The sequence below is a fragment of the Candidatus Pelagibacter sp. uisw_138 genome, from assembly GCF_059512485.2.
Genome location: NZ_CM183453.2, coordinates 768,095 through 785,771, shown reverse-complemented (window position 1 = coordinate 785,771; position 17,677 = coordinate 768,095). Strand labels below are relative to the sequence as shown.

Below are 17,677 nucleotides of genomic sequence, written 5' to 3'. Positions count from 1 at the left end.
AATTCTATAAAAAAATTTTACATATATAAAGATGTTATTTATTACCCTCACACTCAATTGTAGCGAACTCTGTAAGTTGTTGAATTTCATCAGGCTCTTTACTGAAGACTTCATCTATTTCTTCGTCATTGAATTTTGCACTTAATTTATCAATTGTGCACTGGCAGTATATTTTAGCGCCATCTGTACCAAGGTATTGCTTAGAGTTAGTGTAGCAACCAATGTACAATTCTTTCTCATATTCAGGGCTTAGTGCGTAACTTTTAGAGGTAAAAAGAAGGATTAAGATTAGTAAATATTTATATTTTTTGATCATACTCGCCAACTTTTCCAGTTTTTTGTAAAAGGTCATCAATGAAATCAAAGATCTTTTTCTTTCTCTCATTCGATGTTGGGCTTTCAGTTACAATAACAAGAGATGGCTTATTTGATGAAGCTCTAATTAATCCCCATGAACCATCTTTAAAAGAAAATCTGATACCATTAACAGTTAGTACTTCGCTAATCTCCTGATCATCAATTTTAGTTTTATTATCTTTAATTACATTTACTTGCTTAACTAATTCTTCAACCACTTGATATTTCTCTTCATCTTTACAAAAGGGTGCCATCGTTGGTGTTTGAAAAGTGTTAGGGAGTTCTTTTATAATTTCATGCATAGATTTATTTTGGTTATCTAGTAAATGACACACATGAATTGCTGAATTAATTCCATCATCAAAACCAAAACCTAAAGGTTGATTAAAGAAAAAGTGTCCACTTTTCTCAAATCCAGCTAAAGCTTTTTCAGTATTAACTTTTCTTTTAATATGAGAGTGACCTGTCTTCCAGTAAATAGTTTCACAGTCATTTTTCGCTAAAACTTTATCAGTTGCGTACAATCCAGTTGATTTTACATCAACGATAAATTTTGAGCCTTTATGAGTTTTAGATAAATTTCTTGCAATCAATAATCCAATTTTATCTGAAAATATTTCTTCCCCTGTATTATCAATTACACCAACTCTATCGCCATCACCATCAAAACCAAAACCAATATCAGCATTATTATCTTTTACAGCTTTTGCTATTGCATGTAACATCTCTAAATCTTCTGGATTTGGATTGTATTTTGGAAAAGTCCAATCAAGATCACAATCAAGCTCTATTACTTCACAACCAATTCCTCTTAAAATTTCAGGGGCAAATATTCCAGCAGTACCATTACCGCATGCAACAACTGCTTTAATTTTTTTTGTTATTTTATTTTTATTTATTAAATCATCTTTATAAATTTGTTGAAAACCTTCTATTTGTTTTTCACTACCTTCACCTTTAATAAAATTTTCATTTAAAGTAATGTCTTTTAATTCTTTCATCTCTTCTGGTGCATGGGTTAAACCTTTTTTGATACCCATTTTAACTCCAGTCCAACCATTTTCGTTGTGACTAGCGGTTACCATTGCAACAGCATCTGCATCTAAATTAAATTGTGCAAAATAAACAGTAGGAGATAGAGATAAACCTATGTCTTCAATATTACATCCCGTTGAAAGCAGTCCTTTTTTAAGAGCAGATTTTATTTCTTCACTATAAGATCTATAATCATGACCCACAATTACTCTTGGATTCGTTTTTTTTGTATGTTTTATAATTTGAGTGCCCAAACCTTTACCTAGATTCTCTATTCCGAGTTGGTTTATGTCCTTCTCATACAACCACCTTGCGTCATACTCCCTGAAGCCATATGGATCTATTTTTAAATTTGTTGTCATTGCTAACCTTTCTTACATTCATTTTATTTTTTTATTGATATTTTTTTTCTATGTTCTATAAATGTTCTGTTGAATAACTATTTATATGGTGTATCAATGCTTTCAGCATACAACATGTAGTTGTTTTGTAAAAAAAAACTTATAAAATATTAAAATATGAACAAAATACTATCACAGGCACTTAAGAAAGCTGTCTCCGAATATAGCCCTGATAATAGCGAACTTTCAAAAAATAAAGGACCAGATTTATTTTCACTTAGTAATGACACTGAACTTTTTCAAAATGAAAAAGGCATCATTATTAAAATTGACAGAACAAGAGATTCTAAATTAACAGATTTTGGCAGAGCAACTTTAAAAGATAGATACTTAGGAAATAACGAATCTTACCAAGATTTATTTGCACGTGTTGCAAGTTCATATGCTGATGACAATTTACATGCACAAAGAATTTATAACTACATTAGTAATTTATGGTTCATGCCAGCAACTCCAGTTTTATCAAATGGTGGAACTAAAAGAGGTTTACCAATTTCATGTTTTTTAAATGAAGCATCAGACAGCTTAAATGGAATACTTGATCTATGGAGTGAGAACGTTTGGTTAGCTGCTAAGGGTGGTGGGATTGGAAGTTACTGGGGTAACCTTAGATCTATTGGAGAAAAAATTGGTAAAGTAGGTAAGACATCAGGAATTATTCCTTTCATTAAAGTAATGGACTCGTTGACGATGGCAATTAGCCAAGGTTCATTAAGAAGAGGATCTGCTGCTTGTTATCTTCCAATTGATCATCCTGAAATTGAAGAATTTATTGAAATGAGAAGACCAACAGGTGGAGATCCAAACAGAAAAGCTTTGAACCTTCATCATGGTATTTTAGTATCAGATGCATTCATGAGAGCTGTTGAAACAGATGAACAGTGGGCATTAAAAAGTCCTGCTGATGGAACTGTACAACAAACCATCTCTGCAAGAAATTTATGGATTAGATTGTTAACTGCAAGAATTGAAACAGGTGAACCTTATATTATCTATATCGATACAGTTAACAGACAAATTCCACAACACCACAAACTTGCTAACTTAACTGTTAAAACTTCTAATCTTTGTAGTGAGATAACATTACCTACTGGAATAGATAAAAATGGAAGAGATAGAACTGCTGTTTGTTGTTTGTCATCTTTAAATTTAGAAAAGTATGATGAGTGGAAAGACGATAACGTTATGATCAATGATGTTATGAGATTTTTAGATAATGTATTAACTGATTTTATTGAAAGAGCCCCAGAGCAATTTGATGATGCAAAATATTCTGCTGAAAAAGAAAGAAGTGTTGGCCTAGGTGTTATGGGTTTCCATTCTTATTTGCAGAAACACAGTATTCCACTTGAATCTGTTATGAGTAAAGTTTGGAATAAAAAGATATTTAAACATATTCAAGAACATGTAGATCAAGCCTCAAAAGATTTGGCTGATGAAAGAGGAGCTTGTCCAGATGCTGCTGATTATGGTTTTAATGAAAGGTTTTCAAATAAAACTGCTATTGCACCAACTGCATCGATTTCAATTATATGTGGTGGAGCGTCCCCTGGAGTAGAGCCAGTTGCAGCTAATAGCTACACTCACAAAACTCTTTCAGGATCTTTCAACGTTAGAAATAGATATTTAGTAAAATTATTAGAAAAACATGGGAAAAATAATGATGATGTTTGGTCTGGTATTACAACAAACGAAGGGTCTGTTTCTCATTTAGATTTTTTAACTGATTTAGAAAAAGATGTTTTTAAAACTGCCTTTGAGTTAGATCAAAAATGGATTATTGAATTAAGTGGAGATAGAACGCCTTTTATATCTCAAGCTCAATCAATTAACCTATTTGTACCAGCAGATATTCACAAAAGAGAACTACATAAAATTCATTTTGATGCTTGGAAAAAAGGTTTAAAGAGCCTTTATTACTGTAGATCAAAATCGATTCAACGTGCGGAAAATGTTAATGATACTAAAGCAACAGATGTTACTGCGAACGTTTACAAATCAAAACCACAAACAACCGAACAACCAGAATACGAGGAGTGCCTATCATGTCAGTAGAAAAAATGAATACTAAAATTATTCAACCACCAAAAGAAGAAATAGTTCAACCGCAAAAAATGGGACTATTAGTTGAAAACCCAGTTTACAAACCTTTCAGATATCCATGGTGTTATGATGCATGGTTAACTCAACAAAGAATTCATTGGCTACCAGAGGAAGTGCCACTTGGTGATGATGTTAGAGATTGGCAGAAAAATTTAACTCAGTCTGAAAAAAACTTATTAACGCAAATTTTTAGATTTTTTACTCAAGCTGATGTTGAAGTACAAAATTGTTATTTAAGACATTATACAACTGTATTCAAACCTACAGAAGTTTTGATGATGATGACTGCTTTTGCTTCAATGGAAACAGTTCACATAGCTGCTTACTCTCATTTACTTGATACTATTGGAATGCCTGAATCAGAATATTCTGCATTCATGAAATATAAAGAGATGAAAGATAAATACGACTACATGCAAAATTTTGACATGAGTTCAAAAAAAGATATTGCATTAACTGTAGCTGTATTTAGTGCATTCACTGAAGGCTTACAATTATTTGCAAGTTTTGCAATCTTACTTAACTTCCCAAGACACAACAAGATGAAGGGAATGGGCCAAATTGTTACTTGGTCAGTAAGAGATGAAACGTTGCACTGTAATTCTATGATTAGATTGTTTAAAGAGTTCATTCATGAGAACCCAGAAATCTGGAACCCTGAATTAAAAAAAGAACTTTATAAAGCATGTAGAACAATCATTGAGCATGAAGACGCTTTTATTGATTTAGCTTTTGAAATGGGTCCTATGGAAGGTCTTACAGCGCAAGATGTAAAACTTTACATAAGATTTATCGCTAACAGAAGATTGTCTCAACTTGGATTAGAGCCAATTTACGATGTGCAAAAAAATCCACTTACTTGGTTAGATTCTATGTTGAATGCAGTTGAACATATGAACTTCTTTGAAGGTCGTTCTACTGAATATTCTAAAGCATCTACGCAAGGAACTTGGACTGAAGCTTTTAGCTAGGTCACATTTTATCAAATTAAAATTTAAAAAAGGGATAGTTTTTACTGTCCCTTTTTTTTATCTGTATGAAAAATTAAATAGTCTTGAGATAAGTTTTTTAAAATTATCTTTGATTTAATTGAATAACTTTTCTGTGCTTACTACCTTTATAACTAGCAAGAGGTCTAATCAATTTATTAGCAGCATGCTGCTCCATAATATGAGCTGACCAACCAGTAATTCTTGAAATTACAAATATAGGTGTAAAGAAATCTGTATCAAAACCCATTAAATGGTAAGTTGGTCCAGTAGGGTAATCTACATTTGGGTAAATATTTTTTTCTTTAATCATTACCTTTTCAACAATGTCGTATATTTTTTCAAATGTTTTATCTTTTTTGATAATGGCAACTCTTTTGAAATACTCTCTCATTGTCGGAACTCTAGAGTCTCCACTTTTGTAAACTCTATGACCAAACCCCATTACAACATCTTTATTTTTCAAAGCGTTATTAATCCATTTTAAAGCATTTTCAGGTTTTTTAATTTTTTTCATCATGTGCATTACTTCTTCATTAGCACCACCATGAAGAGGCCCCTTTAGACTTGCAATAGCACCTGTTATTGCTCCATGAATATCAGATAAACTACTAGTAATTGTTCTGGCGGTAAAAGTTGATACGTTAAAACTATGTTCCGCGTATAAAATTAATGACACATCAAAAGCTTTTACAATTTCTTTATTTGGAACTTTTCCAAAACACATATGAAAAAAGTTCTCAGAAAAATTAAATTTTTTCTTTGGTGCTATGATTTTTTTCCCTTTTCTTAGTCTGTAAAAAGCAGCTAATGCAGTAGGTGTTTTTGCAAAAATTCTAATTGCTTTTCTTAAATTTGCTTTTGGAGAATTATCTTTAGTTTCTTTATCTTCAAGACCCATGACGCTAACAACAGTTCTTGCAACGTCCATCGGATGAGAATTTTTAGGTATTTTTTTTAAAATACTAATTAAATTTTTAGATAGATTTATTTCCTTAGATAATTCTTTCTTAAATTCTTTTATTTGTTTTTTATTAGGTAATTCTTTATTTAAAATTAAGTATGCAACCTCTTCAAAATCACATCTCGCACATAAATCTTGAGCTGCATAACCTCTATAAGTTAGAGAATTAATTTCAGGCATAACTTTTGAAATTTCAGTCTCATCGACAATTATCCCCAGTAAACCTTTTTTGATATCATCACTCATTATTCATGTCCTTCCGTACTAAAGTTATAAATCTTTTCATCTAACGAATTATATTTCTCATACTCAACTAACTCGTAAAGTCTTTTTCTAGTTTGCATTTTATCAATAATATTGTTCTGATGTCCATCCACAAAGATGTCTCTAAGGCCATCTTCTACATTTTTCATGGCTAATCTTTGTGTTGTTACTGGATAAATCACAATATTATATCCAAAATTTTCTAACTCTTTATAATTGAATAGCTTAGATTTTCCAAACTCAGTCATATTAGCTAACAAATAACACGACAGTTCTTTTCTAACTTTTTCAAAATCTTTTTCATCTTGTAAAGCTTCTGGAAAAATTATTTCAGCTCCAGCATCAATATACGCCTTACATCTATCAATCATTTTATCTATTCCCTCAACTCCTTTAGCATCAGATCTTGCTATAATTTTAAAATTTTCATCTTGTTTAGCTGCTACGCATTCTTTAATTTTCTTAACCATTTCTTCAGTTGAAATTAATTCTTTGTTATCTAAGTGACCACATCTTTTACGCTCTACTTGGTCTTCTAAGTGTACAGCTGACACACCAAACTCTTCAAAAGTTTTAATAGTCTCCTCACAAGACTTAAAGCCAGTGTCTATATCAACAATTGTTGGTAAACTTGTTACTCTTGATATTAAATAAGATCTAGTACTAACATCTTGAAGGGTAGTTAAACCGATATCTGGAAACCCCAAGTCATTTGCCATAACTCCACCTGATACGTAAACAGCGTCATAACCAATTTCTTCAATTAATTTTGCAGTTAGTGGATTATAAGCACCCGGAACTCTTAAAATTTTATTTGATTTTAGTTTACTGACAAAGTCAGCTCTTTTTTGACCGGGCTCTTTATCTACAAAATGCACTAAAAAATTCCTTGTTTTGTATTTTTCTTTATTTGACTTCTTTTAACCTGGATATTTAATTTATTTAACTCACCAGCTTTCAATTTTTGAAGGTTTTGAATAACTTTTAAGAAACGAGCACTTTCCTTCTTATCTAAAATACCATCTGTTAAGGTTAGGAACTTATTTATATAATTCTGTCTTTTAAATGGACGTGCTCCATATGGATGAGCATCGGCTCTATCTAATTGTTCCATAATTTTATTGCCATTATTTAAAGTAACTATAACTTTTGCACCAAATGATTTATTTTTTGGATTAGGATCGTGATATTTTTTAGTCCATTTTTTATCTTCAAAAGTAGTAATTGATTTCCAAATTTTTATAGTACTTTTTTTATTAGCTCTTTGTTTTGTATATGATTTAATATGGTGCCAATCAGCATCCTCAAGTGCTACTGCAAAAATATACATAATAGAGTGATCTAGTGTTTCTCTACTTGCATTAGGATCCATTTTTTGTGGATCATTTGCACCAGTACCGATTACGTAATGAGTGTGATGACTTGTGTGAATATCAATTTTTTTGATTTGATTTAAATTTGGAATTTTTTTATTAAGTTTTTTAGCAATATCTATTAGTGCCTGGGACTGGTATTCTGCTGAGTATTCTTTTGTATAGGTCTCTAGTATCGCTTTCTTAGATTCTTTTTTCTTTGGAAGAGGCACATTATATAAAGCTTTCTTACCATCTAATATTCTAGCTATAACACTGTCTTCACCTTCATAAATTGGACTTGGAGCACCTTCACCACGCATTGCTCTATCAACTGCTTCGATTGCAAGTTTACCAGCATGAGCAGGGGCGTAAGCTTTCCAGCTAGAGATTTCACCCTTTCTAGATTGTCTTGTAGAAACTGTTGTATGTAATGCTTGTTGAACTGCTTGGTAAATTGTTTCAGTATTTAACTTTAACATTGTTCCTAAACCTGCTGCTACACTTGGTCCTAAGTGTGCAATGTGATCAATCTTATGTTTATGTAAACAAATTCCTTTAACTAAATTAACTTGAACTTCATAACCTGTAATAATTCCTCTTAATAAATCTAGCCCACTTTTTTTAGTTTGTTGAGCAACACTTAAAATAGGTGGAATATTATCTCCAGGGTGACTGTAGTCTTCTGCTAAGAAAGTATCATGGAAATCAAGCTCTCTAACAGCCGTTCCATTTGACCAAGCAGCCCACTCACAATCAAATTTTAATTTTGAATCAATACCAAATAAATTTGCACCATTTTTTCTAGGGTGTTTTAGTGCCATTTCTCTTGAAGAGATAACAGCTTTTCTATTTAATGAAGCAATAGCAACTGAAGCGTTATCAATTATTCTATTAATAACCATTTCAATAGCTGGCTTATCTAATTTTGCATTATCAGAAGCTATTTCAGCAATTTTCCACGCTAATTGATTTTTTTTAGGTAGATGAATTTTTGATGGGTAAACTTTAACTTTGTGCGAAATCATTAGGCCTCCTTAATTATGCAGCCCTATTAATAGTAAGAAAAAAAATTAAATCAATCTTTTAAGTAAATTGAAACTATCTTTTCAACACCAATAAAGTCTTTTATCAAATGATTATGGTAAATTTCATTGGAATTTTTTTCTGTATAACCATTTTCTAATAAAATAACAGGAACAGAGGCAGCTTTTGCAGCATTTGCATCAGTTTCACTATCACCAACCATTAGAGATTTTTTTACATCACCACCGATGATTTCAATTATACTTGTTATGTGTCTTGGATCAGGTTTGCAGTAATCAAAAGTATCTGATCCAGCAACATACTCAAAGTAATCATAAATCCCAATTTTTTTTAAAAGGTCGATTGCTAAGTGCTCTTGTTTGTTAGTACAAACTGCCATTGAAATTTTTTTTTCTTTACACCACTTTAAAAACTCTTTTACACCATTAATAAGTGTGCTTTCTTTAATAATATTTTTTCCATAGAAATTAACAAAATCCTTAACCATTTCAGCTTTAACTTTTTGATCATCAATCTTACCAAACTCTTTTTTAGCCTGTCCCCATATAGACCTACCAATCATTGCCCCAGCTCCTTGTCCAACTAGATTTCGAATATCTGCAGTAGATTTTGTTGGATAGCCATATTTTTTCATTACATGATTATGGGCATTCATTAAATCAGGTGCGGTATCGACCAATGTTCCATCTAGGTCAAATAAAATTGAGTATTTTTGAGTCATTAATAAAGTATTTTTAAGAAATAAATTGTGAATTAAGTTATCTATACACTTAATATAAAAATATTTCTAGATGAAACAAATAAATTCTAATATTGACCAAGAAAAATTACGTAAATTTTTTGTAAAGTCAGGTGTAAAAATGATTGGACCAGAAACTATTTTTTTTTCAAAAGATACAAAGATTGGAAAAAATGTTACCATTAATCCATATGTTGTCATTGGGCCAAAAGTTAAGATTGGTAATAATGTAATTGTAAATTCGTTTTCTCATCTAGAAGATTGCAAAATAAGAAATAAAGTTGAAGTAGGTCCTTATGCAAGGTTAAGACCAGGTACCATTCTTGAAGAAGGATCAAAAATTGGAAACTTTGTTGAAGTTAAGAAAAGCACAATTGGGAAAAAATCAAAAGTTAATCATTTATCATATATTGGTGATAGTCAATTAGGAAGAAATGTTAATGTTGGAGCTGGAACAATTACTTGTAATTATGACGGTGTTAATAAAAATAAAACAAAAATCAAAGATAATGTATTTATAGGATCTAATTCATCACTAGTTGCACCCATTACTCTTGAAGAGAATAGTATTGTTGGTGCTGGTTCAGTGATTACAAGAAAAGTTAAAAAAAATTCATTGGCTTTAACTAGAAGTTCTCAAAATGAAGTTAAAAATTATAAAAGAAAAATAAAATAATATGTGTGGAATTATAGGGATAGTTAGTAATAAATCAGTGTCATCTGCAATCATGAACTCTCTTAGAAAGTTAGAGTATAGAGGGTATGACTCTTCAGGAATTGCTACACTATCAAATGGAATTGTAAGTGAGGCAAAATCAGAGGGAAGAGTAGATGTTTTGGAAAAAAACCTTGCTGTTAAGAATATGTCAGGCGTAATTGGAATTGGACATGTTAGATGGGCAACTCACGGTATTCCAAATACTATTAATGCACATCCTCATTCATCAGAAAGTGTATCTGTAGTACACAATGGTATTATTGAGAATTCTACCATTCTAAAAAAGCATTTAATTAACAAAGGTCATGTATTTAAATCTCAGACAGATACAGAGGTAATTGTTCATTTAATAACAGAATATTTAAAAGAACTTAATTTAAAAGATGCAATTATTAAAACCCTTAAACAGCTCCATGGAAGTTTTGCTTTAGGTATAATCTTTAAAGATCAACCCGATCTTATAGTGGGCGCAAGAAGAGGATCGCCATTAGCGGTTGGTTATGGTCCTAACGAAAATTATCTAGGATCAGACTCTTATGCTTTAAAATCTATGACTAATAAAATTTCATATTTAAATGATGGAGAATTTTGCATTATAAAAAAAGACCAAGTTGAGTTTTTTGATCAAGAGGGCTTAAAAGTTAATAAAAAAGTTTTAGAATTATCTTCTAAAGAACAAAATTATGACAAAGGTGATTTTAAACACTTTATGGCTAAAGAAATTGAAGAGCAGCCAACAACGTTAAAGAACTGCATAAACGAGTATGTTGATACAATTAACAACGATATTAATATCTATAATTTCCCCTGGGATATAAAAGAGATTTCCTCTGTTACCTTAATCGGTTGTGGAACAGCTTATCATTCTTGTTTAATGGCAAAGTATTGGTTTGAAGAAAATACTACACTTGATGTAACAATTGATATTGCCTCTGAGTTTAGATACCGAAAAAATAGATTTAAAAGTGATAATTTATACATTTTTGTTTCTCAATCTGGTGAAACAGCAGATACCTATGCCGCTTTAGACTTATGTAATAAAAATGATATGAAAACCTGCAGTGTGGTTAATGTTATAGAAAGTTCTATTGCAAGAGATTCCAACTTTGTTTTACCAATTCATTGTGGACCAGAAATTGGTGTAGCATCTACAAAAGCTTTCATGGGCCAAATGCTAGTTCTTTATATTTTAGTACTAAAATTAGGAATTTTAAGAAAAGATTTAGATAAAGATTTATATTTAAGTAAAATTAAAGATTTAAAAGCATTACCGAAGTTAGTTGAACTAACTTTACTAACAGAGAGTAAAATCCAAACAGTTTCTAGTTCATTTACTGATGCAAAAGGTTCGATGTTTTTAGGGAGAGGTTTCTCTTATCCAATTGCATTAGAAGGGGCCTTAAAGTTAAAAGAATTAGCTTATGTTCATGCAGAAGGGTATCCTGCTGGTGAGATGAAGCACGGTCCATTAGCCTTAATTGAAGATGGAATGCCAGTTATTGTCTTAGCTCCAAGAGATAATTATTATAAAAAAACAATTTCTAATATGCAGGAAGTAATAGCAAGAGGTGCTAAAGTTTTATTGATCACCAACAAAAGTAAAGATGAAGTTTTTTCAGAAAATATTTGGGAAACAATTTTAGTTGAAAGTGCTAATAATGATTTGTTACCATTTTTATTAACGGTTCCTTTGCAAAAATTAGCTTATTATTCAGCTCTTAAAAAAGGATATGATATTGATAAGCCTCGAAATTTAGCAAAATCAGTCACAGTTGAATAATAATTAAACTCTGCTACAACACCCCTAGGTTGAATATGAAAAATTGGAAAATAAATAGCTGGAGAAATTATCCTGTAAAACACATTCCTGAATATCCTGATCAGAAAGGTTTAGATGATGTTTTAAATAAAATTAAAAATTTTCCTCCATTAGTTTTTGCTGGTGAGACGAGACATTTAAAAGAACAACTTGCAGATGTTGTTGATGGAAAAGCTTTTTTATTACAAGGTGGAGATTGTGCAGAAAGTTTTGCAGAATTTCACCCTGACAATATTAGAGATACATTTAAGCTAATACTTCAAATGTCACTTGTACTTACTTACTCTGCTTCATTACCGGTTATTAAACTTGGAAGAATTGCTGGCCAATTTTCAAAACCAAGAAGTTCTCCTGTTGAAAATATTGATGGTGTTGAACTACCTAGTTACTTAGGAGATAATATTAACGGAATGGAATTTAATGAAAAATCAAGAGTTCCAGACCCTGAGAGGCTATTTAAAGCATATTCTCAGTCTGCATCTACACTTAACCTTATAAGAGCTTTTTCACACGGTGGTTTTGCTGACCTTAAAAAAGTACATACTTGGAATTTAAGTTTTATCAAAAAAACACCTGCAGGCAAAAGATTTAAAGAGTTAGAAGACAGAATAACAGATGCCCTAGCATTCATGGATGCATGTGGAATTAATTCTGATTTTAATAGAAGATTAAAAACAGTAAATTTTTGGACTTCACATGAAGCTTTACTTCTTCCATTTGAGCAAGCAATGACAAGAGTAGATTCAACTACAGGTGAATATCATGATACGTCAGCTCACTTTGTTTGGATAGGAGATAGAACTAGACAGTTAGATGGCGGACATGTTGAGTTTTGTAGGGGAGTTGAAAATCCAATTGGAATTAAATGTGGCCCAACATTAAAAGCTGAAGACCTAATAAATCTTTGTAATAAGATTAATCCAAAAAATGAAAAAGGTAAAATAACTTTAATTTCTAGATTTGGATATGAGAATGTTTCTAAATTTTTACCAAAGTTAATTAGAGCAATTACAAAAGAAGGTTTAAATGTAATATGGTCATGTGACCCTTGTCATGGAAATACAATTAAAGCTACAACTGGATTTAAAACAAGACCATTTAATAGTGTAGTTAAAGAAGTAAAAAATGTTTTTGAATGTCATCAAAGTGAAGGAAGTTATGCGGGTGGACTGCATATTGAAATGACAGGTCAAGATGTTACAGAATGTACAGGTGGTGCTCAGAAAATTTCTGACCAAGATTTATCTAGCCGTTACCATACTCATTGTGATCCAAGACTTAATGCAAATCAAGCATTGGAATTAGCTTTTTTAATTTCCGATGAGATTAAAAAAAATGCAGCATATTCTAAAAAAAATATTAAAGCGGCATCTTAAAGCATTGTATTAAATACAATTTCGTTTAAATTTTAGACAATGGAACCATTAGAAAAAGCACAATTTATAAGCAACTGGATTAAAGATTACGTAGAAAAGATGCCAAGTAAGGCTCAATCTTTGATTATTGGAATTTCTGGAGGAATAGATTCTTCTGTATCAAGCACATTGAGTGCAATGACGGGTATAAAAACAATTGTTTTATCGATGCCTATTAAGCAAAAATCATCACAACATGATTTAAGTTTAAAACATCAAGAATGGCTTGTTAAAAATTTTAATAATGTTGAAGCTCACACGCTAAATTTAGATAAATTATTTGAAACATTTGAGAGTACGTTGTCTAATTTTGATAGTGAGCTTGGGATGGCAAATTCTAGAGCAAGGATTAGAATGACTACTCTTTATCAAGTAGCTACTGAAAAAAAAGGTATTGTAGTGGGTACTGGAAATAAAGTTGAAGATTTTGGAGTAGGGTTTTATACAAAATACGGAGATGGCGGAGTAGACATATCTCCTATTGCAGATTGCAATAAATCAGAAGTATGGGAAATAGGTAAATCTATTAATATACTGCAAGAGATAATTAATGCTGCCCCAACAGATGGATTATGGGACGATGGTAGAACTGATGAAGGTCAATTAGGTCTTAAATATGAAGAATTAGAAGAAGCAATGAACAATGTTAATTCGATAAATCGTGAAAAATACGAAAAAATAAGAAAGATGAACTTGCATAAAATCGAACCAATTCCAGTTTGTAAGATTCCCAACTAATCTTAAAGATTCACAAATCTATAATTAAAGTATAATTCTAAGGTAATGAATAAGGATATTTTTTTAACAAACAATCTAAGTAACAAAAAAGAAAAATTTGTTCCACTAGATAAAGAAAACATTGGAATGTATGTTTGTGGTCCAACAGTTTATGACAGCCCACACATTGGTAACGCAAGACCTCTTGTTATTTTTGATATTTTGTACAAAATTTTGAAATCAAAATATGGGTATGACAAAATAAATTATATAAGAAATATTACTGATGTTGATGATAAAATAATTAAATCAGCAAAAGAGAAAAATGTTTCAATATCTGAGTTAACTAATGGTGTCATTAAAGGTTTTGATGATGATTGTAATTATTTAAATTTAGATAATCCAAAACAACAACCCAAAGCTACAGATCATATTGATCTAATGATTGAAATGATATCATCTTTAATAGAAAAAGATTTTGCCTATGAGGTAAATAATCATGTTTATTTTGAAGTGAGTAAATTTGAGGATTATGGAAAACTATCAAATAAAAAACTAGAAGATTTAATTGCAGGATCTAGAGTTGAAGTATCAGAGAATAAAAAAAAATCTGAAGATTTTGTTTTATGGAAGCCCTCTAAAGAGGATGAACCTTCTTGGAATTCACCCTGGGGCAAAGGAAGACCTGGTTGGCATTTAGAATGCTCTGCAATGTCTAAGAAATATCTGGGAGATGTATTTGATATTCATGGCGGAGGAATTGATTTAATTTTTCCTCATCATGAAAACGAAGTTGCACAATCAAGATGTGCTAATGATAGTAAAGTTTTTGCAAATTATTGGATCCATAACGCATTTATCACTATGTCCAATGAAAAAATGGCTAAATCAACTGGTAACATTTTAAAGATTAAAGATTTTAAAGAAAGTGTTGATGGACAAGTTTTAAAACTTGCTCTTATTAGTGCTCACTATAGGCAACCTTTAGACTGGAATGAAAAGCTTTTAGAGGATTGCAAAAATACTATTGATAAATGGTATGAAGTTTATTTACCTACAAATGACAAAATAGTTTTAGATGAAGATATTTTATCTCCGTTATATGATGATTTGAATACACCTGGTTACATTGCAAATCTTCACCAACTTTATGACAAAGCTTTAAAGAGTGATAATAAGGCGAAAGGTTTATTTGTATTAGCTTGTAATTTTATTGGTATTTTAAATAAAACAAAAGAAGAATGGATTGAATTTAAAAAGAAAAAATCATCTATTAATGAAGATGAAATTTTAGAAATGATTGAACTTCGAAATAAAGCAAGAGAAGACAATAATTATAAAGAAGCTGATATCATTAGAAATAAGCTTTTAGATAAAGGGGTTTTAATAGAAGACAAAGATGGTAAAACAATTTGGAAGATAAAATGAGCAAAGAACAACTTTTTATATTTGATACAACACTAAGAGATGGTGCACAAACACAAGGTGTAGACTTTTCTGTAGATGATAAAATGAAGGTTGCTCTAGCTTTAGATAATTTAGGTGTTGACTATATTGAAGGTGGGTGGCCAGGAGCAAACCCTACAGATACTGAATTTTTTCAAAAAAAACATTCATTTAATAATGCTAAACTAACTTCTTTTGGTATGACTAAAAAAACTGGTCGTAGTGCAGATAATGATCCAGGATTATCAGCACTTTTAAATTCAAACACACCAGCAGTTTGTATTGTGGGCAAATCTTGGGATTTTCATGTTGATATTGCTCTTGGTATTTCTAATGAAGAAAACTTAGAAAACATAAAAGAAACAGCAAAACATTTTGTTAAAGAGAATAAAGAATTCATGTTTGATGCAGAACATTTCTTTGATGGGTACAAGGCCAATCCAAATTATGCTTTATCATGTCTTAAAGTAGCATTCGATGAAGGAGCAAGGTGGATTGTTTTATGCGATACTAATGGAGGAACCTTACCTCATGAAGTTACAAAAATTGTAACAGAAGTTTCTAAAACTATACCTGGAAAAAATTTAGGCATACATGCTCACAATGATACAGGTAATGCAGTTGCTAATTCTTTAGCTGCAGTTTGGGCTGGGGTTAGACAAGTGCAAGGAACCATCAATGGCTTAGGTGAAAGATGTGGTAATGCTAATTTAATGTCATTAATTCCAACATTTTTTTTAAAGGAAGATTTTGCTGCTAAATTTCAATTACAAATTAAACCAAACAATATTAAGAAATTAACGGAATGCTCTAGATTATTAGATGAAATTTTAAATAGAAAACCTAACAAACATCTTCCATATGTTGGTGCTGCTGCTTTTTCTCATAAAGGGGGTCTTCACGTATCAGCTGTTCAAAAAGATCCAAAAACGTATGAACATATTAACCCTGAAGAAGTTGGAAATTCTAGAAATATTGTAGTTTCAGATCAGTCTGGAAAATCCAATATAATTTCAAGATTAAAAACTATTGGTATTGAAATAGAAGAGAGCGATCCCAAAATTAAAAAACTTTTAGATGAAGTAAAAGATAGAGAGTTTATTGGTTATAGTTATGACGGTGCTGATGCATCATTTGAATTATTAGCTAGAAGAATTATCAGTAAAATACCAAGATATATATTGATTAAAGAATATGATGTCTCTGTTAAAAAAGACTCATCAGGAGTAATTGTTTCTTCTGCTAAAGCACAGCTTGAAGTTGATGGTGAAAAAATTATGTGTACGGGCGAAGGAAATGGTCCTGTTAATGCATTAGATAATGCTATTAGACAAAATGTGGATCGATTAAATAAATACTCTAAATATTTAAAAGATCTAAAATTAGTAGATTATAAAGTTAGAATCTTAAACACTGGTACTGAGGCGATCACTAGAGTTTCAATTGAAAGCACAGACTCAAAAGGTAAAAATTGGTTCACCATTGGTGTTTCGGCAAATATAATTGATGCTTCATTTAAAGCGTTGGTTGATAGTTTAGATTATAAATTATTTAAAGATAATGCCCCTGCAAGTCTTTAATGTCCTTTAATAATATCTCATTTATCTTACATCACCCTCAGTTATCAGAAAATATTGGAGCTTGTGCTAGAGCTATAAAAAACTTTAACTTTAAAAAACTAGTCATTGTTAAACCAAAACCAATTTTTCCAAATGATAAAATTCTAGCAACCTCAGTTGGTGCGAAAGATCTAATCGTTAATGCTAAAGTGCATGAAACTTTAGAATCTGCTGTAAAAAAGGTAGATTATGTTATTGCAACATCTGCAAGATTTAGAAATAAAAATATTAAACACATTAATCTGGAAGATTTAAAAAAAATCGATTTTAATAAAAAGATAGCTTTTTTATTTGGTTCAGAAGCATCTGGCTTATCTAATAATGAGATTAGTTATGCTAATTATACTATGCAAATACCAACTAACCCTGATTTTAAATCTTTAAACTTATCTCACAGTGTTATTATTATTGCTCACACAGTGGCGAGCATCATTAATCTAAAAGGTGCAAAGTACACTAAATCAAAAAAAGTAACATTAGCTAGCAAGAAGGATATTCAAGCAATGACCAACTTATGCATCAAAAAATTAGAGGAAAAACACTTTTTTAAGCCTTTAGAGAAGAGACCTATTATGCTTGAAAACTTAAGAAGCATTTTTTCTAAAATGGAGCTTTCTGAGAAGGAAACGCGTATTTTATCAAGTGTATTCGCAAGTTTATCCAAAAAAGGTTGATTGACAAAATAACGAGTA

15 protein-coding genes are annotated in these 17,677 nt (G+C 31.0%); 9 read left to right on the top strand and 6 right to left on the bottom strand.

Annotation, left to right across the window (positions count from 1 at the left end; translation table 11 throughout):
• Positions 1 to 34: 34 nt before the first annotated feature.
• Together AC5YGC_RS04250 and AC5YGC_RS04245 are read right to left on the bottom strand one after the other, a co-directional pair.
• A complete protein-coding gene (locus AC5YGC_RS04250) occupies positions 35 to 316 on the bottom strand; it encodes a hypothetical protein (RefSeq protein WP_496139020.1) in 282 nt (93 codons plus the stop codon).
• Positions 300 to 1,754, bottom strand: a complete 1,455-nt coding sequence (locus AC5YGC_RS04245) for a phosphomannomutase/phosphoglucomutase (protein WP_496139019.1) — start codon at positions 1,752 to 1,754, stop codon at positions 300 to 302. Before AC5YGC_RS04245 ends, AC5YGC_RS04250 begins: the two co-directional genes overlap by 17 nt.
• 156 nt (positions 1,755 to 1,910) lie before the next feature.
• On the opposite strand from AC5YGC_RS04245, the gene AC5YGC_RS04240 reads away from it, so the two are divergent.
• A complete protein-coding gene (locus tag AC5YGC_RS04240; RefSeq protein WP_496139018.1) occupies positions 1,911 to 3,848 on the top strand; it encodes a ribonucleoside-diphosphate reductase subunit alpha in 1,938 nt (645 codons plus the stop codon).
• Positions 3,849 to 3,853: 5 nt separating this feature from the next.
• Positions 3,854 to 4,867, top strand: coding sequence for a ribonucleotide-diphosphate reductase subunit beta (locus AC5YGC_RS04235; protein WP_496140311.1), 1,014 nt, complete (start codon positions 3,854 to 3,856; stop codon positions 4,865 to 4,867).
• A 103-nt stretch (positions 4,868 to 4,970) separates the two neighbouring features.
• Here AC5YGC_RS04235 and AC5YGC_RS04230 read toward each other — a convergent pair whose 3' ends face one another.
• The 4 genes from AC5YGC_RS04230 to AC5YGC_RS04215 are packed head-to-tail and all read right to left on the bottom strand — an operon-like array spanning position 4,971 to position 9,233.
• Positions 4,971 to 6,095 carry a bifunctional 2-methylcitrate synthase/citrate synthase gene (locus tag AC5YGC_RS04230; protein WP_496139017.1) on the bottom strand — a complete coding sequence of 375 codons (1,125 nt, stop codon included), beginning with the start codon at positions 6,093 to 6,095 and terminating at the stop codon, positions 4,971 to 4,973.
• Positions 6,095 to 6,991, bottom strand: coding sequence for a methylisocitrate lyase (gene prpB, locus AC5YGC_RS04225; protein WP_496139016.1), 897 nt, complete (start codon positions 6,989 to 6,991; stop codon positions 6,095 to 6,097). Before prpB ends, AC5YGC_RS04230 begins: the two co-directional genes overlap by 1 nt.
• The gene (locus AC5YGC_RS04220; protein WP_496139015.1) at positions 6,991 to 8,493 is read right to left on the bottom strand and encodes an MmgE/PrpD family protein; all 1,503 of its coding nucleotides are present in this window, start codon (positions 8,491 to 8,493) and stop codon (positions 6,991 to 6,993) included. Before AC5YGC_RS04220 ends, prpB begins: the two co-directional genes overlap by 1 nt.
• 50 nt (positions 8,494 to 8,543) lie before the next feature.
• Positions 8,544 to 9,233, bottom strand: a complete 690-nt coding sequence (locus tag AC5YGC_RS04215; RefSeq protein ID WP_496139014.1) for an HAD-IA family hydrolase — start codon at positions 9,231 to 9,233, stop codon at positions 8,544 to 8,546.
• Positions 9,234 to 9,303: 70 nt separating this feature from the next.
• Here AC5YGC_RS04215 and AC5YGC_RS04210 point away from each other — a divergent pair, with 70 nt between their 5' ends.
• From AC5YGC_RS04210 to AC5YGC_RS04180, 7 genes are read left to right on the top strand one after another with little or no spacing between them, the layout of a single operon-like run.
• A complete protein-coding gene (locus AC5YGC_RS04210; RefSeq protein WP_496139013.1) occupies positions 9,304 to 9,927 on the top strand; it encodes a DapH/DapD/GlmU-related protein in 624 nt (207 codons plus the stop codon).
• 1 nt (position 9,928) lies between these two features.
• A complete protein-coding gene (glmS, locus tag AC5YGC_RS04205; RefSeq protein ID WP_496139012.1) occupies positions 9,929 to 11,749 on the top strand; it encodes a glutamine--fructose-6-phosphate transaminase (isomerizing) in 1,821 nt (606 codons plus the stop codon).
• A gap of 35 nt (positions 11,750 to 11,784) precedes the next feature.
• On the top strand, positions 11,785 to 13,164 hold the full coding sequence (locus AC5YGC_RS04200) for a class II 3-deoxy-7-phosphoheptulonate synthase (protein WP_496139011.1): 1,380 nt from the start codon (positions 11,785 to 11,787) through the stop codon (positions 13,162 to 13,164).
• A 39-nt stretch (positions 13,165 to 13,203) separates the two neighbouring features.
• Positions 13,204 to 13,941 (top strand): NAD(+) synthase, encoded by a 738-nt coding sequence (gene nadE / locus AC5YGC_RS04195; protein ID WP_496139010.1) that lies wholly within the window; start codon positions 13,204 to 13,206, stop codon positions 13,939 to 13,941.
• 45 nt (positions 13,942 to 13,986) lie between these two features.
• Positions 13,987 to 15,348 carry a cysteine--tRNA ligase gene (cysS, locus tag AC5YGC_RS04190; RefSeq protein ID WP_496139009.1) on the top strand — a complete coding sequence of 454 codons (1,362 nt, stop codon included), beginning with the start codon at positions 13,987 to 13,989 and terminating at the stop codon, positions 15,346 to 15,348.
• On the top strand, positions 15,345 to 16,946 hold the full coding sequence (gene cimA, locus AC5YGC_RS04185) for a citramalate synthase (protein WP_496139008.1): 1,602 nt from the start codon (positions 15,345 to 15,347) through the stop codon (positions 16,944 to 16,946). Before cysS ends, cimA begins: the two co-directional genes overlap by 4 nt.
• Positions 16,946 to 17,659, top strand: coding sequence for a TrmH family RNA methyltransferase (locus AC5YGC_RS04180; RefSeq protein WP_496139007.1), 714 nt, complete (start codon positions 16,946 to 16,948; stop codon positions 17,657 to 17,659). Before cimA ends, AC5YGC_RS04180 begins: the two co-directional genes overlap by 1 nt.
• Positions 17,660 to 17,677 lie beyond the last annotated feature (18 nt).